Source organism: Rhodobacter sp. 24-YEA-8, assembly GCF_900105075.1.
Classification (GTDB): Bacteria; Pseudomonadota; Alphaproteobacteria; order Rhodobacterales; family Rhodobacteraceae; genus Pseudogemmobacter.
The window spans coordinates 2,674,770-2,698,481 of sequence record NZ_FNSK01000001.1; the positions used below are offsets into that span (position 1 = coordinate 2,674,770).

A 23,712-nucleotide genomic window follows, 5' to 3' on the forward strand; every position below is an offset into this window, starting at 1 on the left:
AGGACGGATGCCAAGGCTCGACCGACATTCCCGGCTGGTCGGCTGGCTGAAAGTGGCGCTGCCGCTTTCGGCGCTGGCGCTCTTGTCGACGCTGTTCCTGCTGGCCGACCGCATCGATCCGACCGCCGCGATCCGCTATGCCGAAGTTGATGTCGAAGATCTCGTGCGCGACCCCCGGATGACTGCGCCGACCTATGCCGGCACCACCTCGGATGGCAGCGCCATCACCATGACCGCCAGCGCGGCGCGACCCGCCAATGGCACCCGCACCGCCGGGGCCAGCGATGTGGTGGTGCGCCTTGATATGCCGGGCGGCGGCAGCACCGATATCCGTGCCAAAGACGCCGAACTCGACACCGGCACCGATCAGCTGCGGCTTTCGGGCGGGGTCACGATCGACACATCCTCGGGCTTTCATATCGTTACCGAGCGGCTGACAACCGCGCTTGACCGGTCCGGCGCCGCAAGCGACAGCGCGGTCACCGCGAGCGGCCCGCAGGTCACCATTGACGCCGACAACTTCACCCTGACACAGCAAAGTGACACCGGGGCTGCCTCCCCCTATCTTCTGGTTTTCTCAGGCTCGGTAAAGCTGGTATATGAGCCAGGCGCACCAGGACGCGAAACGGATACGCCATGACACCGATTGCCCGCCTTTTGCTTTCGCCGCTGACGCTCATTCTGGCGCTGGCCGTATCGCCCGTCTTTGTGCAGCCCGTTTTGGCGCAGGGAGCGACGATCTCCTTCGGCCCGATGACCCAGGACACCAGCCTGCCGGTCGAGATCAAGGCCGATACGCTTTCGGTGAACAATGCCGATGGGTCGGCGGTGTTTTCCGGCAATGTGCTTGTGGGCCAGGGCGAAATGCGCCTGACTGCGGCCGAGGTGCGGGTCGAATATGCCGCCGACAGCCGGGCGATCAGGCGCCTGCGCGCCACCGGCGGTGTGACTATTGCCAGCGCGCAGGATGCCGCCGAATCACGCGAAGCGGTCTATGAGATCGACAGCGGCCTTGTCGTCATGACCGGTGATGTGCTGCTGACCCAGGGCGCCAGCGCCCTTTCCGGGCAAAAACTGACGATACGGATGAAATCCGGCACCGGCCTGATGGAGGGCGGCGTTTCGACCACCTTCCTGCCCGGAGCCAACTGATGGTTCTTGCCGATAATGTGCAGCCGCCGGCCGCCCGGACCGCGACCGAATCCGCCGGGCTGCAGATCCGCAACCTCAGGAAAAGCTACAAGAAACGCCCGGTTATCCGTGATGTGACCATGGATCTGCGGCGGGGCGAAGTGGTGGCGCTTCTGGGCCCCAATGGCTCGGGCAAGACCACGTGTTTCTATTCCATCGCCGGCCTTGTGACGCCCGAGGGCGGCCAGGTGCTGATTGACGGGCGTGATGTGACGCCTTTGCCGATGTATCGCCGCGCGCGGCTTGGCATCGGCTATCTGCCGCAGGAGGTCTCAATCTTTCGCGGCCTTTCGGTCGAGGACAATATCCTCGCCGTCCTGGAAATCGCCCATGCCGACCGCCACAAACGGCGCGAGCGGCTCGAAGAGCTGCTGTCGGAATTCTCGATCACCCATCTGCGCCAGGCTCCGGCACTGGCATTGTCGGGCGGCGAGCGCCGGCGTGTCGAGATCGCGCGCTGCCTTGCCGCCGATCCGAAATATCTCCTGCTTGATGAACCCTTCGCCGGGGTCGATCCGATTGCGGTGAATGAAATCCGGCATCTGGTCCAGGACCTGAAATCGCGCGGCATCGGCGTGCTGATCACCGACCATAACGTGCGTGAAACGCTGGGCATCGTCGACCGCGCCTATATCCTGCATGACGGCAAAGTGCTGATGTCGGGAACCACGGATGAAATCATCCGCGACGAGACCGTCCGCCGCGTCTATCTGGGCGAAAATTTTCGTATGGCCTGAGCCATTTGCGCGATCTCGTGCAGAGGTCAGACGATTCTGTTGACAGGCCGCGCGCGCTGTCACCAAATGGTCATATGAGCGCAAGCATTGCCCACCGCAACCAAGGTCAGGGCGGCCGTAAATGGCCCCGCCGCCTTGCGGTCTTCCCCGCCAGCCCCCAGATCAGAAAGACGACCCGACAGACGAAATGTCTTTGAAGACCCGGGTTCGTGACAGCATGTTCACAGACCCGGCCCTGAAAGCAGAGGAGTTATCATGCGCTACCAGATCAGCGGCAAACAAATCGACATCGGTGAGGCCCTGACCACTCATGTCAAAGCCGAAATTGGCGAGTTGATCGAGAAATACGCGCAGCGTGCCACCGATTGCCTGGTGGTCTTCTCGCGCGCGGCGCATGAATCCGTCTGCGAGACGACGATCCACCTGGCCACCGGTCTGAATGTCTCGGCCAAAGGCAATGCAACGGAAATCTATGCCGCTTTCGAGAGCTGCCGCGAACGTCTGGACAAGCAGGTGCGCCGCTACAAGCGCCGGTTGCGCAGTCACCATGTCGATCGCAAGGGGCCAGTTGAATTCGGCGCCGCCTCGTCCTATATCCTCGCCCCATCCGAGGAACACGAGGATGCCGAGCCAGAAACCCTTGCTCCGGTCGTAGTTGCAGAGATGGAGACGAAGATTCCTTCGATCACCGTCGGCGAGGCCGTGATGCAAATGGAGCTGGCTGGGCAGAAAATGCTCGTGTTTCGCAATGAAGGCCATGGGGGCGTGAACGTGGTGTATCGTCGAGACGACGGCAACATCGGCTGGATTGACCCTCGCAACAGCGGGTGAAGGGCCGGTGCCCTTCCCTGCCTGACCACAGGATTTCTGCTTTCTCATGGAACTTTCCAGTCTTCTCGTCCCCTCTGCCGTCCGCGTGGTCGGCCAGTTCACTTCGAAGAAACGCCTCTTCCAGGAGTTGGGGGATATCGCGCAATCGGCCTGGGGCATCCCGGCCGATCCCGCAGTAGACGGGTTGCAGGAACGTGAGACGCTGGGTCCGACCGGCGTGGGGCATGGCATCGCCCTGCCCCATGCCCGGATCGAAGAACTCGACCGTATCGCCGGTATTTTCATCCGGCTGGAAAAGCCGCTGGATTATGATTCAGTCGACCGCCAGCCGGTCGATCTGATCTTCTGTCTGCTGGCGCCAAAGGATTCCGGCGTCGACCACCTGAAAGCACTGGCCCTGGTCAGCCGCACCATGCGCGACCAGGGCGTGGTCTCGAAACTGCGCTCCAATACCGATCCCGCAAAGCTGCATGCGATCCTCGTAGAGGCCCGCAGCACTCAGGAAGCGTAATTTCGCGCAACCGAACGGGCGGCAGCCGGGGGGTTCCCCCCGGCCCCCAGAGTATTTTCTTCATGAGGAAGCAGGCCGTCTTCCTCATGACCTTCTGTCTCAGGCACCTGCTGAGCTGAGGCTTCCTTCTTCGGGGAAAGGGGCGACGGGGTCCGCGACGTCTGCTCCTTGTGGCCTGACCAAGCTTCTTAGCCTGTTTGCACTACTCCTCTTCATCCTCCCGGACTGGCGATTGCGCGCACTCAAGACCGCGCACCAGAAGGAAGTGAGGCTGCACAATCTGTCACATGGCAGCGGTATCGGCACAGCTGTCAGCCGCGATTGGCCTCGCGTTCATTGCCTCCCGTAAGGATATCTCTGCAAAACTCCAAATGCCCCGGCAGATCATGCTGAGGTGGCAGCTCAGGATGGTTCCTGAGACAGAAGCTGTTGTCGCCCGCCAGCTGTACCCGGTTCAGGTGAGGGCTTTTGCGCAAAACCGCGGCGCTGGCGTCAGAATCGACCAAGTCGATGCCGGAGTTACTGTCCGCTTCTTCGCCGTCCGGCCCGAAGCAGGCCACAGTCCTCCTGCGTAAAAGATACGCTTTCTCAGCGCTTTGACGACCAGGAGCGCGCAAACGGCTTCTGACCCAAATCCGTGCACGTCAGAAGCCCGGCACCTGCGATATTCCAAGATGTAAATACCGGGTTGAAGCACCGGATCGACAGGCCGATCAAAGAAGCGGAAGACTGCATCACCCTGGCCAGTGCGCGGGGGGAACACCTGTCAGAAACTACCGGTCTTCTCTGCTCTGTCCCAGGGAGAGGCCCTGGTCGCGGCGCGTCCCGGCCCGAGCCCGAGCCCGAAATCCTTCGCAGATCGCCAGCGCAAATCCGGAAAACCGCTCAAGGTCATCCCCCTTGCCCTGGACCCAGAATGACAGCTCCAGTGAAAAAGCCGCGCAGAGACCCGCCACGAAGATGATCCCCCAGCCAGCCTCAGCGGGCGCGCAATGACGCGGACGGTAGCGCGGGCGGTGGCGCCGTGACCTCTGGTGATCATCTTTACCGCGATGCCTGCGCAGCGGCATCCCGCCATGGACGTTTCCGCCCCACCGCACAGCGCCAGCCGTGTCGCGGCAGGACGGCGCGCGCCGCCTCCGGCGCCATGCGGGTCTTCAGCGCGAGTGTCAGCAGCGTGCTATCGGCGCCCAGAGCCACCACAGCCCCAACTCGTTGCGGGTCAGCGTGCCGTTCTTTCACAACAGATTACCGGGGCCCCGGCGGCACTGCGGCCAGGGCGGTTGCGGTGGATTTCCCGCTGCTGACTGATTCTTTCGTCAGGATCACCTCGTCCAGGGTCAGATGGACGGGCAGAGGCGCGCCCGCGTCATCACATCACCGAATTGCGGGCGGAAACGGGCGATCCTGCCCTGGCGCCGCCCTTCGGGAAGCGCGCTCCGCCCGGGACGGCGCAGCCGGCGGCGCGTATAGCAACCAAGACGCGAATGTGATGCCGGCCTTTTATCCTGATCAGACCCCGAGCCGCCCGGGCACGCGGAGAGGGTGTCGCCCAAAGGAGGCGGCCTTTGTGATCACAACTGGGTACAATCCCCGGTCCGCAGAGGCTCTTTGATCATCACAATCTCGCGCTGACGCTGCGAAACCATGGAAAAGCCGACATTTTCCTGCCGGTTTCGTCTGTTATGGGGTTGTAATCCAGGGCCAGTATCTTCCATTTTGGAAACAACTTCCCCCCCGGTTTTCCCCGGAAACCTTTCGCGCCTTGTCTGTCATGACAAGCGAACCGCCGCAGCCGATCCCTCCGGGGCATGGATAGCGGTGTGTCAGAGCGTGGTTTCAGGCGCGCGCGGGGCCTTGGATATGACACGCGACAAAACAGGAGTGACGGCCACAGAATGATCGAGCAGAACCTGATCCTCATTCTCGTGTTGCTGCCGTTTCTGGCAGCGATTGCCGCAGCCACGCTTCCGGTGAATTCGCATGGCGCGGCCGCCTGGGTCTCGGGCCTTTCGCTTGCCGGCGGCCTTGTGATCCTGATCACGCTTTACCCGCAGGTCTCGGAAGATGAGGTGGTGCGCAGCCTGGTGCGCTGGTTGCCGATCCTGTCGATCAACCTGAATTTCCGGATGGATGGTTTCGCCTGGATGTTCACCTTCATCGTGCTGTCGATCGGCATTCTGGTGGTGATCTATGCGCGGTTCTATCTGGCAAAAACCGATCCGGTGCCAAGGTTTTACAGCTTTCTGATGGCGTTCACCGGCGCGATGATCGGGATGCTCCTTTCCGGCAATATCCTGATGCTGGTCGTGTTCTGGGAACTGACCTCGATCATGTCCTTCCTCCTGATCGGCTACTGGCATCAGAGCCAGTCGGCCCGCGACGGTGCCCGCATGGCGCTGATCGTGACGGCAGGGGGCGGCGTTGCGCTGACGGTTGCGATGCTGGTTCTGGGCCAGATCGTCGGCGGCTATGATCTTGATCTGGTGCTGCGCTCGGGCGCGATCATCACGGCGCATCCGCTCTATCCGGTGGTGCTGGTGCTGTTCCTGATCGGAGCTTTCACCAAATCGGCGCAGTTCCCGTTCCATTTCTGGCTGCCCGGTGCCATGGCCGCGCCGACGCCGGTTTCGGCCTATCTGCATTCCGCGACCATGGTGAAGATGGGGGTCTTCCTGCTGATCCGCTTCCAGCCCTCGCTCGGCGGCACCGATCTGTGGTTCTGGCTGGTGTGCGGTATCGGGATGCTGACCTTCACGCTGGGTGCCGTGATCGCGCTGTTCCGACATGACCTGAAAGGGTTGCTGGCCTATTCCACCATTTCGCATCTTGGCCTGATCACCGCGCTTGCGGGCATGGGGACCGAGGGCGCGATCATCGCCGCCATCTTCCACATCTGCAATCATGCCGCCTTCAAGGCATCTTTGTTCATGACCGCAGGGATCATCGACCACGAGACCGGGACCCGCGATCTGCGCAAGCTTTCAGGCCTGCGAAAGGCGCTGCCGGTGACCTGCGTGCTGGCGGTGATCGCCTCGGCCGCAATGGCAGGTGTGCCGCTTCTGAACGGGTTTCTCTCGAAAGAGATGTTCCTGACCGAGACCATGGCCTCGCATGGCGGAAGCTGGCTGGACAATGCTTTGCCCTGGATCGCAGCCTTCGCCTCGATCTTCTCGGTCGCCTATTCGCTGCGTCTCGTGATGGAGGTGTTCTTTGGCCCCGAGGCAAAGAATCTGCCCAATGAGCATGTGCATGAGCCGAAACACTGGATGCGCTTCCCGGTCGAGCTGCTGGTCGCGGTCTGTGTGGTGGTTGGCCTCCTGCCATGGCTCGCCGATCCGATCCTGAATGTCGCGGGCCGCGCGGTTCTGGGACCGGATATGCATGACGCGCATGTTGCGATCTGGCACGGGTTCAACACGCCGCTGATGATCAGCATTTTCGCGCTCGCCGCAGGCGCGGCACTTTGGGTCACGGCACGGGGCCGGATCAATGCCGGACCCGAGGGTCCGCCGGTCTTGTACCGGATCCGGGCACAGAAGATTTACGAATGGCTGCTGCTCAGGCTCACCTGGGTCTGGCCACGCGCGCTGCACCGGCTCTTCGGCACCGAGCGGCTGCAGACGCAGCTCAGGTTGCTGGTGGTGCTGGGGATCTGTGCTGCTGCGGTGGCGGTCTGGGGCAACCTCGCCCCGGCGCAAAAACGGATCGGCAATGACCTGAACCCGGCCTTCGCGATCATGTGGCTGGTCGGTGGCGCCTGCGCCATCGGTGCGGCCTGGCAGGCGAAATACCACCGCTTCGCGGCGCTGGTGCTGCTGGGCGGCGCCGGGCTGATCACCTGTGTCACCTTCGCCTGGTTCTCGGCGCCGGATCTGGCCGTGACCCAGCTGGTGGTCGAGATCGTGACGACGGTTCTTCTGCTCCTCGGGCTGCGCTGGCTGCCGAAACGGCGCGAAGAGATCGCGGGTGATGACCTTCTGATCTCAAAGGCGCGGCGCGGGCGCGATCTCATCATCGCAGCCATTGGCGGCGGCGGGCTTGCCGCCCTGGCCTGGGTTGTGATGACCCGACCGCTGGTCCCGAATATCGGCGACTGGTTCCTCAGGAACGCCTATTACGAAGGCGGCGGCACCAATACGGTCAATGTAATACTCGTCGATTTCCGCGCCTTTGACACTTACGGCGAAATCACGGTTCTGGCGATTGTGGGCCTGACGGTCTATGCGCTGCTGCGCCGCTTCCGCCCCGGATCCGAAAGCATTGGCGCGCCCGAGCAGCAACAGGGCTATGCCGCCGACCGGCTTGAGAATTTCATGCTGATCCCTTCGGTGATCATGCGCTGGATGTTCCCGGTCACCCTGGTGATCGCGGCCTATCTGTTCTTCCGCGGCCATGACCTGCCCGGCGGGGGCTTCTCGGCCGGTGTTACGGTCGCGATTGGCCTTCTCCTGCAATATATCGCGTCGAATGTGCGCTGGATCGAGGCGCGGATCATCATCCTGCCGATCCGCTGGATGGGATTTGGCCTGCTGATCGCCACCGCAACCGGTATCGGGGCCTGGCTTTTCGGCTATCCGTTCCTGACCGCCCATGCGCGCTATCTTGATGTGCCGCTGATCGGCAAGGTGCCGATGGCGACCGCGATGGCCTTTGACCTTGGCGTCTTCCTTGCGGTGGTTGGTGCGACCGTGCTGATGCTGATCGCGATTGCTCACCAGAGCCTGCGCGCCGCGCGTCTGCGCGAGCTGGAAGAGGAAAAGGCCGAAGAGAAAGCCGCGAAACAGAAGGGAGCCGCCTGATGGAAATCGTGCTTTCCGCCGCCATCGGGGTGTTCGCCGCATCGGGCATCTGGCTTTTGCTGCGCCCGCGCACCTTTCAGGTGATCATCGGCCTGTGCCTTTTGTCTTACGCGGTCAATATCTTCATCTTCTCGATGGGGCGCCTGACCATCGGCAAGCCCGCGATCATGCCAAAAGGCGGCTGGATCAATGCCGCCGAATATGCCGACCCGCTGCCCCAGGCGCTGGTGCTGACCGCCATCGTCATCAGCTTTGCCACCACAGCGCTGTTTCTGGTGGTGATGATCGCCTCGAAAGGGCTGACCGGCACCGACCATGTCGATGGCCGCGAACCCGACCGCAGCGGTGAGACCAAATGATGCTTGCGACTGAACACCTGATCATTGCCCCGATCCTGATCCCGCTGATCGCGGGTGCCCTGATGCTGCTTTACGATGAGAGCCAGCGGAAGGCGAAGCTGGGGATCTCGATCGGCTCGACCATCGCGCTTTTGTTTGTCGCGATCGAACTGCTGAACCGCTCCAAAGGCTCGCCTTTGTCGGGCGGCAATGAGATCAGCTTTTACCTGCTGGGCGACTGGGCGGTGCCCTTTGGCATCATCCTGGTGCTGGACCGGCTGTCGGCTCTGATGCTGCTTCTGGTCGCGCTGCTGGCGATCCCGACGATGATCTATGCCGGCGCCAACTGGCACAAGCAGGGCCAGCATTTCAATTCGATGTTCCAGTTCCTTCTGATGGGACTGAACGGCGCGTTTCTGACCGGCGACATCTTTAACCTCTTCGTGTTTTTCGAGGTTCTGCTGGCGGCATCCTACGGGCTGTTGCTGCATGGATCGGGCCAGGTGAAGGTGCGCGCCGGCATCCATTACATCGCGATGAACCTGGCGGGGTCTTTGTTCTTCCTGATCGGTGTTGCGCTGATCTATGGCGTCACCGGCACGCTTTCGATGGCGCATCTGTCGCAGATGGTGGTCAATATCCCCGCGAGCGAGCGGCCCCTGTTCCATGCAGGGGCAGCGATCATGGGGGTCGCGTTTCTGGTGAAGGCCGGTCTCTGGCCTTTGTCCTTCTGGCTGCCGATCACCTATATGGCCTCGGCCGCGCCGGTCGCAGCGATGTTTTCTGTGATGACCAAGGTGGGCGTCTATGTGATCCTGCGCCTTTCCATGCTGTTTTTCGGTCTCGGCGCAGGGGCCTCGGCCGGTTTTGGCGCCGAAGTGCTGATCTGGGGTGGCATGGCCACGATGGTCTTCGGGATGCTGGGCGTCCTGAGCAGTCAGAGCCTTGGCCGCATGGCCGCACATCTGGTGCTGATCTCCTCGGGGACCGTGCTGGCAGTGATCGGCCTCGCGCTTTCGGGGGGCGGCAGTTCGATGCTGTCGGGGGCGCTTTACTATATGGTGTCTTCGACGCTGGCGACCGCGACGCTGTTCCTGCTGCTGGAACCGATGAGCCGCGAAGAAGGCGGTATCGCCGCCATGCTGGCCCTGACCGCTGACGCTTACGGGCTGGAAAAAGACGAGGATGAGGATGAGGAGGTCGGTCTGGCGATTCCCGGCACCATGACCATTCTCGGGCTGAGCTTTGGCGTCTGCCTGCTGGTGCTGGCGGGGCTGCCGCCTTTGTCGGGCTTTATCGGCAAAGTGGCGATCCTGTCGGGGATGCTCGGGGTCGGAGGCGTGCCCGCCTATCTGACCTGGACTTTCCTCGCGGTGCTGATGATCTCGGGCTTTGCCACCATCCTTGGCCTCGTGCGGATCGGGATTCAAACCTTCTGGGCCTCGGATTCGAAACCACCCAAGGTGCTGGCGATGGAATTCGCGCCGGTGATCCTGCTGGTCGCGATGATGCTCGCCATCACGGTGCGCGGTGATTCCGTGCTGCGCTATACCGATGCCACTTCGCGCGCACTGCATGACCCGCTGGTCTACTCCGACGGGGTGTTTTCGACCAGGCGGACCGTGGGCGCGGAGGACCAGGAATGACCAGGCTCTTCCCGCATCCCCTTCTGACCCTGGCGCTGATGCTTTTGTGGCTTTTGCTGACCAGCTTCTCGCTGGGCAATCTGGTTCTGGGCTTTGGCGTGGCCGCACTGGCCTCGCGCGCCTTTGCGGCCATCGAGCCGGATCGGGTGAAATTGCGCGCACCCATGGCCCTGCTGAGGCTCTTCTTCATCGTCGGGCTCGACATCATGCGGTCGAATTACGCGGTGGCCCGGCTGATCCTTTCGGGTGGCCGGCATGGCAAACGCCATTCCGGCTTTATCGAAATCCCGCTGCAGCTGCGCGACCCGGCGCCGCTGGCGCTTTTGGCGATGATCATCACCGCCACGCCGGGCACCGCCTGGGTGGAATATGACGAAGAGACCAGCACGCTTTTGCTGCATGTCTTCGATATGATCGAAACCGATGACTGGGTGGAACTGATCGGCACCCGCTATGAGTCCCTGCTGCTGGAGGCCTTTCCCGCATGAGCGCCCTCATCATGTCCCTGGCCCTGGGTTATGCCCAGATCGCCCTCGCACTGGCCGCCTGTCTTGGCGGCTACCGGCTGCTTTACGGGCCGCGCGCCCAGGACCGGGTGCTGGGGCTTGATACGTTTTACGTCACCGCGATGCTTTTGTTTGTCGTGACCGGGATCCGGGTCGGATCGCCCTTTTTCTTTGAGGCCGCGATGGTGATCGGCGTGCTGGGCTTTGTCGCCACTGTCTCGCTTGCGAAATTCCTGATCCGGGGCGAGGTGATCGAATGACCTATCTCGAAACGCTTCCAGCCTGGATCGCGCTGCCGGTGGCTTTCTTCCTGGTGCTTGGCTCTACGCTGACGCTTTTGGGCACCATCGGCCTTGCGCGGTTGCACAGCTTTTACGACCGGCTGCATGCCCCGACGCTCGGCACCTCCTGGGGGGCGGCGGGGATCCTGCTCGCCTCGATGATTCTGGTCAGCTGGACCGAAGGCCGCGCAGTTCTGCACGAGCTGGTGATCGGAATTTTCCTGATGATCACCACGCCGGTCACGCTGATGTTCCTTGGCCGTGCCGCCCTGCACCGCGACCGGATCGAGGGCACTCCCGGCATCCCCGGGGCCGTCGCGCGCTCGGATGTGCCGATCGGGCCGGTGTCGCCGCCCGAGGGAGAAGCCGCCTTTGCCGATCCTGCGGATGCGCCGGGTGAAGACTGAGAGTAAGATCTGAGGCGGCGTCTCACATCTGCCGGAAATGACAAAGGGCAGCCCCCGAACGGCTGCCCTTCTGCATTGTGATCTGCGACTTTCAGAATCGTCAGGAATCCCAGGACTGTCTGGCTCTGGCTTCGTGGCGCGGGGGCGAGTGGCTGCCTGCTGCGAAGCTTGCGGGATGGTTGGCTGCCTGGCTGGCCGGACCACCAGAGGCGGTCCTTCGCGTGCAGGGAGGCGAGGAGTCCTGTCTGTCCGACTGGCGGGATGATCATGGGGGCTGGCCTGGGTGGCTTCGAGCTGCCGGGCTTGCTGCCGTCATCTTGCTGGCGGGAATTTTGTCGAGAGCTGGCTGACCCTGGCGCTTTGGCTAACGGCTGGCTTGCTGTCGTTGAGAATCGTTCTAAACCGGAAAATCGCATCCGTCAAGAAAAAAGCGAATGGATTCAAATAGTTGACTATTTTACTTGGGTGTTTGGCAAAAAGCGAAACACTCGGAAATCTGCCGAATCGAGTCTCCACTGCGCCCCTGCCCCGATACAGGCACCCATCCTAAGAACCTGGGCCTGACAGCTAGGCAGACCAACAAGCACCGGTTAAGGTGAGCCAGACAAAACCTGTTACACATCCGTTACATCGTGGTTATGTCCCCGATACATACCGGCTCTAGGCAGGCGGCGTCAGACATTCAATCCGGCCCCGGCCAATCCCGGCCAGGGCAGGTAAAGCGGAGATCATAACAGTGACCCTCATCAACCGCCGTTCATTTGTCCGGGGCGCCGCTGTCGCCTCGCTCGCCGCCCCCCTCGTGTCGCGTGGCGCATTGGCGCAGGGCTCGTCGGGCTCGGTCAATGTCTTTGCCTGGGCCGGCTATATTTCCGACGACCTGCTGGCCGCCTTTGAAAAGGCCACCGGCATCAAGGCGACCTATACGCCCTATGGCACCAATGACGAGCTTCTGAACCAGATGCGCGCCTCGAATGGCACCGGCTATGACATCATCTGGCCGGCAGTCGACCGCGTGCCGAACTATGTCGAATTCGGCCTCCTGAAAGAGATCGACGATTCGAAAGTCGAATGGGACAAGTGCCTTCCTTCGGCTGCGAAATCCTCGGAAGTGCTGGGCGCCGTGGTTGACGGCAAGCGCTACCAGGTTCCGACCGACTGGGGCACCGAAGCCCTGGCCTTCGACAAGAACGATAACCCGCTGGAATATGGCACTGCATCCTACGGCGATATCTGGAAGCCGGAATCGGCTGGCAAGGCCACCGTGCGCGGCCATTCCGGCCTTGTCGGCCTGGCGCTGTGGATGGAATCGGAAGGCAAACTGCCGCACCCCTTCCTCGACAGCTTCAAAGACGAAGCCATCATGAAGGCCAATTACGACGTCGTGCTGGCCGAAGCGATTGCCCGCAAGGGAAATATCATCCAGTTCTGGTCGAATGAGAACGAGGCCCAGGGCGCGTTCCGCACCAATGGCGCCAAGATCGGCCAGACCTGGGACAGCTCGGCGGCAACTCTTGCGAAGGAAGGCCTGCCGGTTGGCTTCATCGCCCCGAAAGAAGGTGCCCTTGCCTGGATGGAAGGGATCTCGATCCCGACCGGCGCGCAGAATGTCGATCAGGCCTATGCCTTCCTGAACTTCATGCTGACGCCCGAGGCCGGCGCGCTTTATGCCAATCACACCTCGATCAACTCGACCGCCGTCGGCGCCGAGGCCCATCTGTCGGAAGCCTCGCGCACCTTCTTCACCGGCGCCTATCCGGGCGATGCGCTGGAGAAGCTGTGGTGGTGGCCGGTGCAGGAAAACTGGTTTGTTGCCCTGCGCAACGAATACCAGGACAAGTTCCTTTCGGCCTGATCTGTCGACCTCAAGACCCGCTGCGGCGCGCTTCATCGCGCCGCAGCCTTTCCATTAAGCAACTGGTGAGAGAACCCGCATGTCGCATTCGGTCGAACTGATCGACGTTGAACAGGCTTTTGGCGATGTGAAGGCGGTTCACCACTTCTCTGCCCATATTGCGGGGGGGGAATTCTTTTCGATCCTGGGCCCTTCGGGATGCGGCAAGACGACACTGTTGCGCCTGATCGCGGGCTTTACCGAGCCAACCGCGGGCCGCGTGCTGATCGGCGACAAGGATATGGCCGGCATTCCGGCGGACCGGCGCCCGACCGCGATGATTTTCCAGTCGCTCGCCCTGTTCCCATTGATGCCGGTCTGGGAAAACATCGCCTTCGGGCTCGAGGCGCGCGGCGTTCCGAAAGCGCAGCGCCGCAAGCGCGCCGAAGAACTGCTCGAACTGATCGCGCTCCCGGGTTATGGGACGCGCATGGTGCATGAGCTTTCCGGCGGTCAGCGCCAGCGGGTCGCCATCGCCCGCGCGCTGGCGGTAGAGCCGCAGGTCCTGCTGCTGGACGAGCCGCTTTCCGCGCTGGATCTGAAACTGCGCCAGCATATGCGGGCGGAACTGCGCGCCTTGCAGAAACGCACCGGCGTCACCTTCATCTACATCACCCATGACCAGTCCGAAGCGCTGGCCATGTCTGACCGTGTGGCGGTCATGAATGCGGGCGTGTTGCAACAGATTGCAACCCCGCAAGAGCTTTACGCCAATCCCGCGACCCCCTTCACCGCGCGGTTTGTGGGCGAAACCAATGGTATCGTCGGCACGGTACGCGGGCTTGAGGGCGGCCTTGCCACCCTTACCACCGCCGAGGGCCGTTTCACCGGCCGTGCCGGCGCGGGTCTGGAAGATGGCGAGAAGGCCAGCATCTTCATCCGCCCCGAAGCCATGGCAGTGAGCCGCATCGCGCTGCCGAACAGCCTGAGCGCGCGCGCCGTTTCGCTGGAATATGAAGGGGCAAGCGCCATGCTGCGCGCCGTCTCGGAACATGGCCAGGAATTGCTGGCCACCGTCCCGAACCGCCAGCTTGGCGAGGCACCGCAAGCGGGCGAACAGGTCTGGCTGAGCTTCCGGCCCGAAGAGGCGCTGATCCTTTCGGAAAAGGCGGGCGCCGCATGAATGAGATGATCAAACGGTTCGGGCCGGGCCTGGGCGGGTTTTTCATCGCCCTGGTCGCGCTCTGGATCATCGGCATGGTGCTGGCGCCCAATCTGATGATGCTGAATTTCTCGCTGAAACCGATGCTGTTCCCCAATGACATCGGCGGGCCGAAGGATGTTTATACGGTCGACAATTACACCGCGCTGTTTGGCGACAAGGTCCATCGCGCGATCTTTCTGAAAACCGTCTGGGGCTCGGGCCTCGTCATGATTGCGACGCTGGCGATCACCTATCCGCTGGCCTTCTGGATGGCGAAGGTCGCCACCATCCGCGGCGCACGCGCCATGCTGATCGCGCTGATCATTCCCTTCTGGATCAATGAGGTGCTGCGGACGCTGGCCTGGTTCATCATTCTTTCCTTCAACGGGCCGCTGAACGCTTTCCTGCTGTCGATCGGGTTGATCGACGCGCCGGTGCGCTGGCAGGGCGACTTCGGCGTGCTGGCCGGAATGGTTTACGCCTATATCCTCTTCATGCTCTTCCCGATCTACAACTCGATCTCGACGCTGGAGACCGCACAGCTTGAGGCCGCCAAAAACCTCGGCGCCTCGACCTGGCGGATCCACTGGCGGATCGTGATCCCGCATGCCAAAGCCGGGATCGCGACCGGCTGCGTCTTTACCTTCATGCTGGCGGCCGGGTCCTATGTGGCACCCGCGCTGCTCGGATCGCCCGGCTCGCGCTGGTTCACCGAGATCATCTATAACTGGTTCTTTGAAGGCGGAAACTGGAACCGCGGCGCGGCCTATGCGCTGGTGCTGCTGGTCCTGTGTATGGCGGTGGTGATGGTCACGCTGAAGATCTTCCGCGTCAATCTGGCGGATGTTGCGAAATGACCATGGCAAGCTCCTCCCCCGCCCGCCCTGTCACGGCCCTTGACCGGCTGTCGCGCGCTTTGCCGAAACTGCTGTTCATTGCCTATCTGACGCTGTTTCTGGCCTATCTCTTCCTGCCGCTGATCATCATGTCGGCGGCAACCTTCAACACCTCGAAATTCCCGACGGTCACGCCCTGGCTTGGCACCACGCTGGGCTGGTTCCAGGAGCTGTGGAACGACAGGGCCATGTGGAAGGCGCTCTGGCTCTCCCTCGGGATCGGCCTTGCCGTGGTTGCTTTCGCTTTGCCGGTCGGCACAGCAGCCGCCTTGTTCCTCACGAGCCTCGACGCGCGCGCAAGGGGGATTTTCTACGCGATCATGGTATCGCCCCTGCTGACGCCCGGCGTCGCCATCGGGATCGCCACGCTGATCCTGTGGCGCCAGGCCGGGATTGGCGGCGGCACCTTCCTGATCGTGCTGGCCCAGGCGACATTCATCACCGCCTATGTCATGCTGATGGTGGTGGCGCGGCTGCAGCGGTTCGACCGCACCCAGGAAGAGGCCGCGCTTGGCCTCGGCGCGTCGAAATGGATGATCTTCCGCCGGGTTCTGCTGCCGTTCCTGAAGCCAGCACTGATTGCGGCAGCATTCATCGCCTTTCTGCAATCCTTCGAGAACTACAATACCACGCTGTTTGTCCGTGGCACCGACACGCCGCTGACCGTCTATATCGCGACCAAGGTCCGCACCGGGCTGACGCCAGCCGTCAACGCCCTTGCCCTGATCCTGATCGCGCTGACGATTGTCACAGCCTTGGTGATGGAGCTGAACCGCCGACGGAAAGAGGGTGCGCGCAAGGAGGTCTAGCATCTGTCTTTTTCAGGCTGCTGAAGAGGTCCGGCTCTGGTGGCTCTGACAGAGCGCATTTGCGAAGGATTTCAGGCTCGACCCCTGACGCGCCGCGACCAGGGCCAATCGCTGGCGCAGAGCGGAGAAAACCGGCGGTCTCCGACAGGCGTTCACCCCGCGCCCTGGCCGGGGTGATGCGGGCTTCTGATGCGCAAGGATTTGGGCCAGAAACTGTTTGCGCGCTCCTCGGCGTCAAGGTTCAGAGATGCGTTGAAAGACAAGGGCATAAGAGCCAGCTACCCGGGCGGGAAACCCCCGCAAGAACACAGTCCGATACCACAGGCGCCGCAAGAAACGCCGAAACCGCATCGGGGTCATAATCGCAAGGTCAAGGACCGGAGGCGCCTCTCCCCTTATGGCTGTGAGGGTCAGTGAGCCGGAGCCTATGTCAGTGCGGCGGCAATGCGCTCTGCTAGCTGCCGCGCGACCTGCTCTTTTAGCATCCGGGGCCAGGTCTCGGCGCCCTGATCCGTGATCAGCACCACGGCGTTTTCCGTCCCGCCCATGATCCCGGTGGCGGGCGAGACATCATTCGCGACGATCCAGTCGCAGCCTTTCCTGAGCCGTTTCGCCGTCGCGTGTTCCACCACATCGGTGGTCTCGGCCGCAAAACCAACCACCAGGCGCGGGCGCGGGCTGCCTTTGGACACGCCCGCCAGAATATCTTCATTCTCGGCAAATTGCAGCGCGGGCAGGTTCCCGGTGCCATCCTTCTTGATCTTCTGCGCGCCCTGATTGTCCACGCGCCAATCGGCCACCGCCGCCGCCATCACCGCCGCATCCGCCGGGAGCGCAGCCTTCACCGCACACGCCATCTCTGCCGCCGTCTCGACCGCGACCACATCCACCCCCTGCGGCGGCGGCACGCTTGCCGGGCCGGTGACAAAGGTCACCCTTGCCCCCAGATCCCGCAGCGCGCCCGCGATCGCCGTGCCCTGTGCGCCGGAAGAACGGTTCGCAATATAGCGCACCGGGTCAATCGGCTCATGCGTCGGGCCGGAGGTCACCAGCACATGTTTGCCACGCAAGGGCTTTGGCCCGAAAGCGGCCTCAATCGCCGCAAGGATCTGCGCGGGTTCTGCCAGCCGCCCGGCGCCGAACTCGCCACAGGCCATCTCGCCCTGATCCGGGCCAACCACCAGCACACCGTCGTCTTGCAAGGTCGCGAGATTGCGCTGCGTCGCCGGGTGGTGCCACATCCGCACATTCATCGCCGGTGCGATCATGACCCGCTTGTCGGTCGCCAGAAGCAGGGTCGAGGCCAGGTCATCCGCCCGGCCGGTCGCCATCTTCGCCATGAGATCAGCGGTCGCGGGCACGACGACCAGCAGATCCGCCGCCCGCGACAGCTGGATATGGCCCATCTCGGCCTCATCCATCAGATCGAACAGCTCCTGGTAATGCCGTTCCCCCGCCAGCGCCGACAGCGACAGAGGGGTTACGAATTCCGCCCCGGCTTTTGTCAGGACCGGGGTCACCGACGCGCCCGCCTTGCGCAGCAGCCGCACCAGCTCCAGCGCCTTATAGGCCGCGATGCCGCCACCCACGATCAGAAGAATGCGTTTACCGGCAAGCATTACTGGCCCTCCATTGCGAAAGGGAACTTAGGTTGCATGCGGCGGGAACTCAATCGTCACGCCGCTGGCACATCGCCGCGCCCGCGCTATAGTCGCGCCATGACCCTGCTCCCTCCCTTCACCCTGATCACCGGCGGCGCCCGTTCCGGAAAATCCGCCTGTGCCGAACGCCTTGCCTTCGGGTCGGGGCTGAAGCGGCGCTATATCGCCACCGCCCAGGCCTTTGACACCGAGATGGCCGAGCGTATCCGCCAGCATCGCGAAGACCGGGGTCCGGATTGGGAGACCTTCGAGACCCCGTTCGACGCCGCCCCTGCCGTCGCCGCCGCGCCCAGGGGCAGTGTGACGCTGTTTGACTGCGCCACGCTCTGGCTGACCAATCATCTGCTGGCGGAAAATGACATTGGCAATGAGACCGAGGTGCTCCTGATCGCACTGGCCGCCGCACGCGGTCCGGTGATCATGGTCACGAATGAGGTCGGTCAGGGCATTGTTCCCGGCGACGCGCTGTCCAGGCGGTTTCGCGACGAACAGGGGCGGCTGAACCAGCGCCTGGCGCAGCAGGCCGGGCTGGTCGTCGCGGTGATGTGCGGCCTGCCGCTGGCCCTGAAAGGCACGCTCCCGGAGATGGCGCCATGAGCCGCTTCTGGCTGGTGCGCCATGGCCCGACCCATGCGAAAGCGATGGTGGGCTGGACCGATATTCCCGCCGATCTGTCGGATCATGCGCAGATCGCGCGGCTGAACGCTTATCTGCCGGATGTCCCGGTGGTGTCCTCGGACCTGTCGCGCGCGATCTGCACCGCCGACTGTCTCGCGCCCCGATTGCGCCTGGCCCATGACCCGGGCCTGCGCGAGATCAATTTCGGCGCCTGGGAGATGAAGACCTATGCCGAGGCCGAAGTCTCCGACCCTATCCTGATCCGCGCCTTCTGGGACCAGGCTGGTACCCCACGCGCGCCGGGCGGAGAAAGCTGGGACGATCTGACCGCCCGGATCGGAACCGCGCTGAACCGCCTGGCCGAACAGGCCGATGAGCTGATCATCGTCGCCCATTTCGGCGCGATCCTTGCAGCGGTGCAGCTGGCAGCCGGTCTCACCACGGCTGAGGTACTGTCGCATAAAATCGACAACCTCTCGGTGACCTCGATCGGTTTCCGCCCGGGCCAGCTGCATCGCATCAATCACATTCCGTGATGGATCCGCACACAAAACAGCATTTCCCTTCCCGGTGCCGCCACCCCAGGCTGCGCGCTAAAGGAGACAGGGATGACTTACGATCTGGTGATCGGCGACCGCGCCTATTCCAGCTGGTCACTGCGTGGCTGGCTGCTGTTTGATGCATTTCGAATTCCGGTGCGGGTGCACACGGCCCGGCTCTATTCAGACGAATTGCCGCGCCTGCTTGCCAGTTATGCACCCTCGCGCACCGCGCCGACCGCACGGATGCCCGAAGGCACCGTGGTCTCGGAAAGCCTCGCCATCGCCGAGGAGCTGGCCAGCCGCCACCCTGAGGCCGGTCACTGGCCGACAGATCCCGCGCACCGCGCCACGGCGCGGATGCTGGCCTCCGAAATGCATGCCGGTTTCGAGGCGCTGCGCAATTATTGCCCGATGAACCTGAGGGTGTCTTATCAGGGATCACAGCCACCCGAGGCAGTTCTGAAAGACCTCGCCCGCCTTGACGTGATCTGGGATCACGCGCGCCGGGTTTGCGGCGGGCGCGGCCCCTGGCTTTGCGGCGACTATTCGGCAGCGGATGTGTTTTTCGCGCCGGTTGCGGCCCGGATCGCGGGCTACAACCTGCCGGTCGGTGCGGCGGCCAGCGCTTATGTGAACGCGCATCTCGCGCATCCCTCATTCCGGCGCTGGCGCGCAATGGGGCTGGTGGATGGCCCTGATCAGACGGTTTACCGCCGCGACTGGCCGCGCCGCGACTGGCCCGGCCCGGTGCCCTTGCCCGCGAAGGCCGTCACGGGAACCGAAGCCGAGAACGTGGCCTGCCCCTATTCCGGCAAGCCGGTGACGCATGTTCTGGAACTGGCCGGGCGCCGGCTCGGGTTTTGCAATGCGTTTTGCCGCGACAAGACCGCGGCCGATCCTGAAGCCTGGCCCGCCTTCATGCCGCTGCTCCGGGGTGTTGCGGCGTGACAGGTCCGCGCCGTTTCGGAACGTGATGTCGTTAACCCTTCGCTAACCAGTCTTCGCGCAAGCTGACCCCCTTCGGGCAAGGGGAAGCGCGCATGATCGCCAGCGCCTATAGCGTGGCTTTTGAAGGGGTTGAGGCGCGGCTGGTCGAGGTGCAATGCGCGGTCCAGGGCGGGGCTGCGGCCTTCACGCTTGTCGGTATGGCCGACAAGGCGGTGAGCGAATCCCGTGAAAGGGTGCGCAGCGCGCTGCAATCTTTGTCCATCGCGCTGCCGAACCGGCGCATCACCATCAACCTCGCACCGGCGGATCTGCCGAAAGAGGGCAGCCATTTCGACCTGCCGATTGCGCTGGCGTTGCTGGCGGCGATCGACATCCTGCCCCGCGATGAGGTCGCGAGGGTCCTCGCCCTGGGAGAGCTGTCGCTGGATGGCCGCCTGCTGCCGGTCGCTGGCGCCCTGCCTGCGGCGCTCGCCGCTGCAGAAGAGGAATGCGCCCTGCTCTGCCCCAGTGCCTCCGGTGCGGAAGCGGCCTGGGTTGGCGCGACCGAGGTCATCGCCGCTGCGTCACTGGCCGAGGTAGTACGACATTTCACCGGTCAGGCGGTGCTGACGCCACCGCGCCCGGGAGAGATCCGGCCTTGCACCGCCGCGCCTGACCTGCGTGGGGTCAAAGGCCAGGAACGCGCCAAGCGCGCGCTTGAAATTGCGGCCGCCGGGCGCCACCACCTCATGATGACCGGCACGCCAGGATCGGGGAAAAGCATGCTCGCCGCGCGCCTCCCCGGGCTTTTGCCCGGGATGAGCCCGGCCGAGGCACTGGAAACCTCGATGATTCATTCCCTCGCGGGGCTGCTGACCGGCGGTGGGATTTCGCGCAGCCGCCCGTTTCGTACGCCGCATCACACCGCATCGATGGCGGCAATGTCAGGCGGCGGGCGTGGCGCGAAACCGGGCGAGATCAGTCTTGCGCATAATGGTGTCCTGTTTCTTGATGAATTGCCCGAATTTTCCCGTCAGGTGCTGGAAGTGCTCCGCCAACCGATCGAGACCGGCGAAGTGACTGTCGCGCGCGCAAATGCGCATATCCGCTATCCCAGCCGTTTCCAGCTGGTTGCCGCCGCCAATCCCTGCCGCTGTGGCTATCTGACCGACCCTTCCCGCGCCTGCGCCCGGGTGCCGGTCTGCGGGGCGGAATACCTGGGGCGGATCTCTGGCCCGCTGATGGACCGGATCGACCTGCGAATCGAAATGCCGCCGGTCGCTTTCACGGATCTTGACCTGCCGGCGAATGGCGAAAGCTCGGCCGTGGTCGCAGCCCGGGTGAAGGCCGCGCGCGATGTTCAGGCGGAACGGCTCGGGGCAGAGGGACAGACCAATGCCGATCTCTCCTGCGAATCGCTGGAGAGATTTGCCAGCCCCGATGCCGGGGGCCGTGCGCTGATCGGTGTGCTGGCCGACCGCATGGGATTGTCCGCGCGTGGCTATCACCGGCTGTTGCGGGTCGCCCGGTCAATCGCGGATCTCGAAGGCAGTGACGCGCTGCGCCGCAACCATATAGCCGAAGCCGCCTCTTACCGGCTTTCGCCCGGCGCCCTCGGATAGGGTCAGCCGGCGCGCTTCGCTTCGATCACCTGCCAGATTTTCTCGGCCGCATTGGTGCCATCAAACCGCTCCAGCTCCTGGATGCCGGTGGGCGAGGTCACGTTGATCTCGGTCAGCCAGTCTCCGATCACGTCAATACCGACGAAGATCTGGCCATGTTCGCGCAACGTCGGGCCGATGCGGCGGCAGATCTCCATATCGCGGTCGCTGAGCCCGATCTTCTCGGGTCGCCCGCCCACATGCATATTAGAACGCGTCTCTCCCGCCTGCGGCACCCGGTTGATCGCACCGACCGGTTCACCATCAACCAGAATAACCCGCTTGTCGCCCCTGGCCACGGCAGGAAGGAACTTCTGGACGATCATCGGTTCACGCGACATCGAGGTGAACAGCTCGTAAAGCGACGAAAGGTTGCGATCATTCTCATCCAGCCGGAACACGCCGGCGCCGCCATTGCCATAAAGCGGTTTGAGAATGATGTCGCCATGCCGGGCTTTGAAGGCGCGAATCGTTTCAAGATCGCGGGCAATGGCCGTCGGGGGGGTGAGGTCGGGGAACCGCAGCACGAGCAGCTTTTCCGGGAAGTTCCGGACCCAGAACGGGTCATTGACCACCAGCGTTTTCGGCTGGATCAGGTCGAGCAGATGGGTTGTGGTGATATAGCCCATGTCGAAAGGCGGGTCCTGGCGCAGCCAGACAACATCGAAATCTGCAAGATCGACCTCGGTTTCTGCGCCGAAACTGACGTGATTGCCCTGTTCACGGCGCAGTTCGATCCATTGGCCACGTGCGAGGACCCGCCCCTCGACAAAAGCCAGCCGGTCGGGAGTATAGAAAAACAGCCTGTGCCCTCGGATCTGGGCCTCCAGCGCGATGCGGAAAGTGGAATCGGCGTCGATATTGACCGACCCGATCGGGTCCATCTGAAAGGCGACCTTGAGTGCCATAACATGCTCCGGCTGTTCTGCCCCTTTGATGCCGCAAGGACGCAGCCGATGCAAACCCGTCTGTGCCTTTTGCTGACCTTTGGGTCAGAGAAAAAAGGCGGCCTCGGCGATGTCGACGCGCCCCAAGCCATCAACCAATGCCAGATCGAATCGCATATCCACGATTGTCATAGGATCGCGGCCGCTCAGATGGATTTCCCGGAGATATTCCTCGGCGCAGGCGCCAAGCCGGATCTGCTGCGCGCGCCCGAAATACCCGGCTGCGATATCATGATTGCGCGCGCTTTTGACTTCGACAATCGCAAGATCATCGCCTTTGCCGGCAATAATATCGACCTCGCCACCCGCCCCGCGCCAGCGCCTTGCGAGGATCTTATAGCCCTGCGCCTGATATTTGCGGGCAACCGCCTCTTCGGCCGCGAGGCCGGTCAGATGGCTGCGCAACCCGCGTCTCGCCCGGGCGGAGGGGACAGGATCATCCTGAACGAAATCAAGGCGCATGGCAGGTCCTGCGTCATTGCGGTTTCTGACTGCGCGCAAGGGCCATCTGATAGACCTCACGGCGCGGCACATTCAGAGTTTGCGCGACAAATGCTGCTGCTTCCTTAACGCGCATCGTTGCAAGGGCCTGATCCAGAGCGACAGCGATGGTTTCCGGCCCGGCCTGTTCGGGCGGGCCGCGATCAACAACCAGCACGATCTCGCCCTTCGGATCCTGGTCTCCAAGCTGTGCCAGCACTTCGGCCAGCGAACCGCGCAGGATTTCTTCGTGCCTTTTGGTCAGCTCGCGGCACACGGCGACCGGCCGGTCCGGCCCGCAGATCGCGATCAGTTCCGCAAGTGTCTTGCGGATTCGGCGGGGCGATTCGTACAGAACGAGGGTCGCGTCACCCCGCGTGGCCCCGGTGAGAAACCGCTGCCTTTCGCCTGCGGCGGCCGGCGGAAAGCCCGCAAAAAGGAAGCGGTCTGTCGGCAAACCTGCCACCGCCAGAGCGGCCAGCAGCGCCGAGGCTCCGGGGGCGGCCAGCACCTTTGCGCCCGCCTCCACCGCCGCCCGCGCCAAGCCGAAGCCCGGATCAGAAATCAGCGGTGTCCCCGCTTCCGAAGCATAGGCCACCGATTTCCCCTCGGCGAGCAGACCGGTGATCCGCGACGCGATGCCTTTCTCGTTATGGTCATGCACCGCGATCAGCGGCCGCCCTTCCAGCGCGATGCCGTGGATCTCCATCAGATGCCGGAGCGTCCTGGTGTCCTCGGCCGCCAGCACATCGGCCCCGGCCAGGATATCCAGTGCCCGCAGCGTGATGTCGCGTGCCGCCCCGATCGGCGTGGCGACCATATGCAGACCAGGCTCAACCCGACCGGCGGAGGCCCGCCAGCGGGGAGAATTTTCCGAACTTCC

At 63.2% G+C, this 23,712-nt stretch carries 23 protein-coding genes; 19 read left to right on the forward strand and 4 right to left on the reverse strand.

Features of this window, described 5'->3' with window-relative positions; translation table 11 throughout:
• Positions 1-7 precede the first annotated feature (7 nt).
• The 15 genes from lptC (at position 8) to BLW25_RS13065 (ending at position 15,993) form a co-directional block, all read left to right on the forward strand.
• Complete coding sequence (lptC, locus tag BLW25_RS12985) at positions 8-640, forward strand: LPS export ABC transporter periplasmic protein LptC (RefSeq protein WP_092899682.1); 633 nt, start codon at positions 8-10, stop codon at positions 638-640.
• The gene (locus tag BLW25_RS12990; RefSeq protein WP_092899684.1) at positions 637-1,152 is read left to right on the forward strand and encodes an LptA/OstA family protein; all 516 of its coding nucleotides are present in this window, start codon (positions 637-639) and stop codon (positions 1,150-1,152) included. The genes lptC and BLW25_RS12990 overlap by 4 nt, the downstream gene beginning before the upstream one ends.
• Positions 1,152-1,928 carry an LPS export ABC transporter ATP-binding protein gene (gene lptB / locus BLW25_RS12995; protein WP_092899686.1) on the forward strand — a complete coding sequence of 259 codons (777 nt, stop codon included), beginning with the start codon at positions 1,152-1,154 and terminating at the stop codon, positions 1,926-1,928. Before BLW25_RS12990 ends, lptB begins: the two co-directional genes overlap by 1 nt.
• A gap of 255 nt (positions 1,929-2,183) precedes the next feature.
• A complete protein-coding gene (gene hpf / locus BLW25_RS13000; RefSeq protein ID WP_092899688.1) occupies positions 2,184-2,759 on the forward strand; it encodes a ribosome hibernation-promoting factor, HPF/YfiA family in 576 nt (191 codons plus the stop codon).
• 46 nt (positions 2,760-2,805) lie between these two features.
• The gene (locus BLW25_RS13005; RefSeq protein WP_092899690.1) at positions 2,806-3,270 is read left to right on the forward strand and encodes a PTS sugar transporter subunit IIA; all 465 of its coding nucleotides are present in this window, start codon (positions 2,806-2,808) and stop codon (positions 3,268-3,270) included.
• Positions 3,271-5,168: 1,898 nt separating this feature from the next.
• Positions 5,169-8,072: a monovalent cation/H+ antiporter subunit A gene (locus BLW25_RS13020; protein WP_092899696.1), complete on the forward strand. Its 2,904-nt coding sequence runs from the start codon at positions 5,169-5,171 to the stop codon at positions 8,070-8,072.
• Positions 8,072-8,431: a Na+/H+ antiporter subunit C gene (locus BLW25_RS13025; protein WP_092899698.1), complete on the forward strand. Its 360-nt coding sequence runs from the start codon at positions 8,072-8,074 to the stop codon at positions 8,429-8,431. Before BLW25_RS13020 ends, BLW25_RS13025 begins: the two co-directional genes overlap by 1 nt.
• Entirely contained in the window at positions 8,428-10,056 is a 1,629-nt protein-coding gene (locus tag BLW25_RS13030) for a monovalent cation/H+ antiporter subunit D (protein ID WP_092899700.1), read from the forward strand. Before BLW25_RS13025 ends, BLW25_RS13030 begins: the two co-directional genes overlap by 4 nt.
• Complete coding sequence (locus BLW25_RS13035; protein WP_092899702.1) at positions 10,053-10,544, forward strand: Na+/H+ antiporter subunit E; 492 nt, start codon at positions 10,053-10,055, stop codon at positions 10,542-10,544. The genes BLW25_RS13030 and BLW25_RS13035 overlap by 4 nt, the downstream gene beginning before the upstream one ends.
• Positions 10,541-10,822 carry a K+/H+ antiporter subunit F gene (locus BLW25_RS13040; protein ID WP_092899704.1) on the forward strand — a complete coding sequence of 94 codons (282 nt, stop codon included), beginning with the start codon at positions 10,541-10,543 and terminating at the stop codon, positions 10,820-10,822. The genes BLW25_RS13035 and BLW25_RS13040 overlap by 4 nt, the downstream gene beginning before the upstream one ends.
• The gene (gene mnhG, locus BLW25_RS13045) at positions 10,819-11,250 is read left to right on the forward strand and encodes a monovalent cation/H(+) antiporter subunit G (protein ID WP_092899706.1); all 432 of its coding nucleotides are present in this window, start codon (positions 10,819-10,821) and stop codon (positions 11,248-11,250) included. Before BLW25_RS13040 ends, mnhG begins: the two co-directional genes overlap by 4 nt.
• Positions 11,251-11,986: 736 nt before the next feature.
• Positions 11,987-13,105: an extracellular solute-binding protein gene (locus BLW25_RS13050; protein ID WP_092899708.1), complete on the forward strand. Its 1,119-nt coding sequence runs from the start codon at positions 11,987-11,989 to the stop codon at positions 13,103-13,105.
• Positions 13,106-13,184: 79 nt separating this feature from the next.
• Positions 13,185-14,267 (forward strand): ABC transporter ATP-binding protein, encoded by a 1,083-nt coding sequence (locus tag BLW25_RS13055; RefSeq protein ID WP_092899710.1) that lies wholly within the window; start codon positions 13,185-13,187, stop codon positions 14,265-14,267.
• Complete coding sequence (locus BLW25_RS13060; RefSeq protein WP_092899712.1) at positions 14,264-15,145, forward strand: ABC transporter permease; 882 nt, start codon at positions 14,264-14,266, stop codon at positions 15,143-15,145. The genes BLW25_RS13055 and BLW25_RS13060 overlap by 4 nt, the downstream gene beginning before the upstream one ends.
• Positions 15,142-15,993 carry an ABC transporter permease gene (locus tag BLW25_RS13065; protein WP_253188434.1) on the forward strand — a complete coding sequence of 284 codons (852 nt, stop codon included), beginning with the start codon at positions 15,142-15,144 and terminating at the stop codon, positions 15,991-15,993. Before BLW25_RS13060 ends, BLW25_RS13065 begins: the two co-directional genes overlap by 4 nt.
• 425 nt (positions 15,994-16,418) lie before the next feature.
• Here BLW25_RS13065 and coaBC read toward each other — a convergent pair whose 3' ends face one another.
• Entirely contained in the window at positions 16,419-17,612 is a 1,194-nt protein-coding gene (gene coaBC / locus BLW25_RS13070) for a bifunctional phosphopantothenoylcysteine decarboxylase/phosphopantothenate--cysteine ligase CoaBC (protein ID WP_092899714.1), read from the reverse strand.
• A 99-nt stretch (positions 17,613-17,711) separates the two neighbouring features.
• Between coaBC and cobU the strand changes: the two genes are divergently transcribed.
• The 4 genes from cobU (at position 17,712) to BLW25_RS13090 (ending at position 21,363) form a co-directional block, all read left to right on the forward strand.
• On the forward strand, positions 17,712-18,251 hold the full coding sequence (gene cobU / locus BLW25_RS13075) for a bifunctional adenosylcobinamide kinase/adenosylcobinamide-phosphate guanylyltransferase (RefSeq protein ID WP_092902043.1): 540 nt from the start codon (positions 17,712-17,714) through the stop codon (positions 18,249-18,251).
• Positions 18,248-18,808, forward strand: coding sequence for a histidine phosphatase family protein (locus tag BLW25_RS13080; protein ID WP_092899716.1), 561 nt, complete (start codon positions 18,248-18,250; stop codon positions 18,806-18,808). Before cobU ends, BLW25_RS13080 begins: the two co-directional genes overlap by 4 nt.
• 72 nt (positions 18,809-18,880) lie before the next feature.
• Positions 18,881-19,762, forward strand: a complete 882-nt coding sequence (locus BLW25_RS13085) for a glutathione S-transferase (RefSeq protein WP_092899718.1) — start codon at positions 18,881-18,883, stop codon at positions 19,760-19,762.
• A gap of 92 nt (positions 19,763-19,854) precedes the next feature.
• Entirely contained in the window at positions 19,855-21,363 is a 1,509-nt protein-coding gene (locus BLW25_RS13090; protein WP_092899720.1) for a YifB family Mg chelatase-like AAA ATPase, read from the forward strand.
• Between the two features lie 2 nt (positions 21,364-21,365).
• Here the strand turns inward: BLW25_RS13090 and gshB are convergent, their stop codons facing one another.
• The 3 genes from gshB to rsmI all read right to left on the reverse strand — a co-directional run bounded on the left by gshB (position 21,366) and on the right by rsmI (position 23,649).
• Positions 21,366-22,310, reverse strand: coding sequence for a glutathione synthase (gene gshB, locus BLW25_RS13095; RefSeq protein ID WP_092899722.1), 945 nt, complete (start codon positions 22,308-22,310; stop codon positions 21,366-21,368).
• 84 nt (positions 22,311-22,394) lie between these two features.
• Positions 22,395-22,811, reverse strand: a complete 417-nt coding sequence (locus tag BLW25_RS13100) for a YraN family protein (protein WP_092899724.1) — start codon at positions 22,809-22,811, stop codon at positions 22,395-22,397.
• A 13-nt stretch (positions 22,812-22,824) separates the two neighbouring features.
• Positions 22,825-23,649, reverse strand: coding sequence for a 16S rRNA (cytidine(1402)-2'-O)-methyltransferase (rsmI, locus tag BLW25_RS13105; RefSeq protein ID WP_253188554.1), 825 nt, complete (start codon positions 23,647-23,649; stop codon positions 22,825-22,827).
• Between the last annotated feature and the right edge of the window lie 63 nt (positions 23,650-23,712).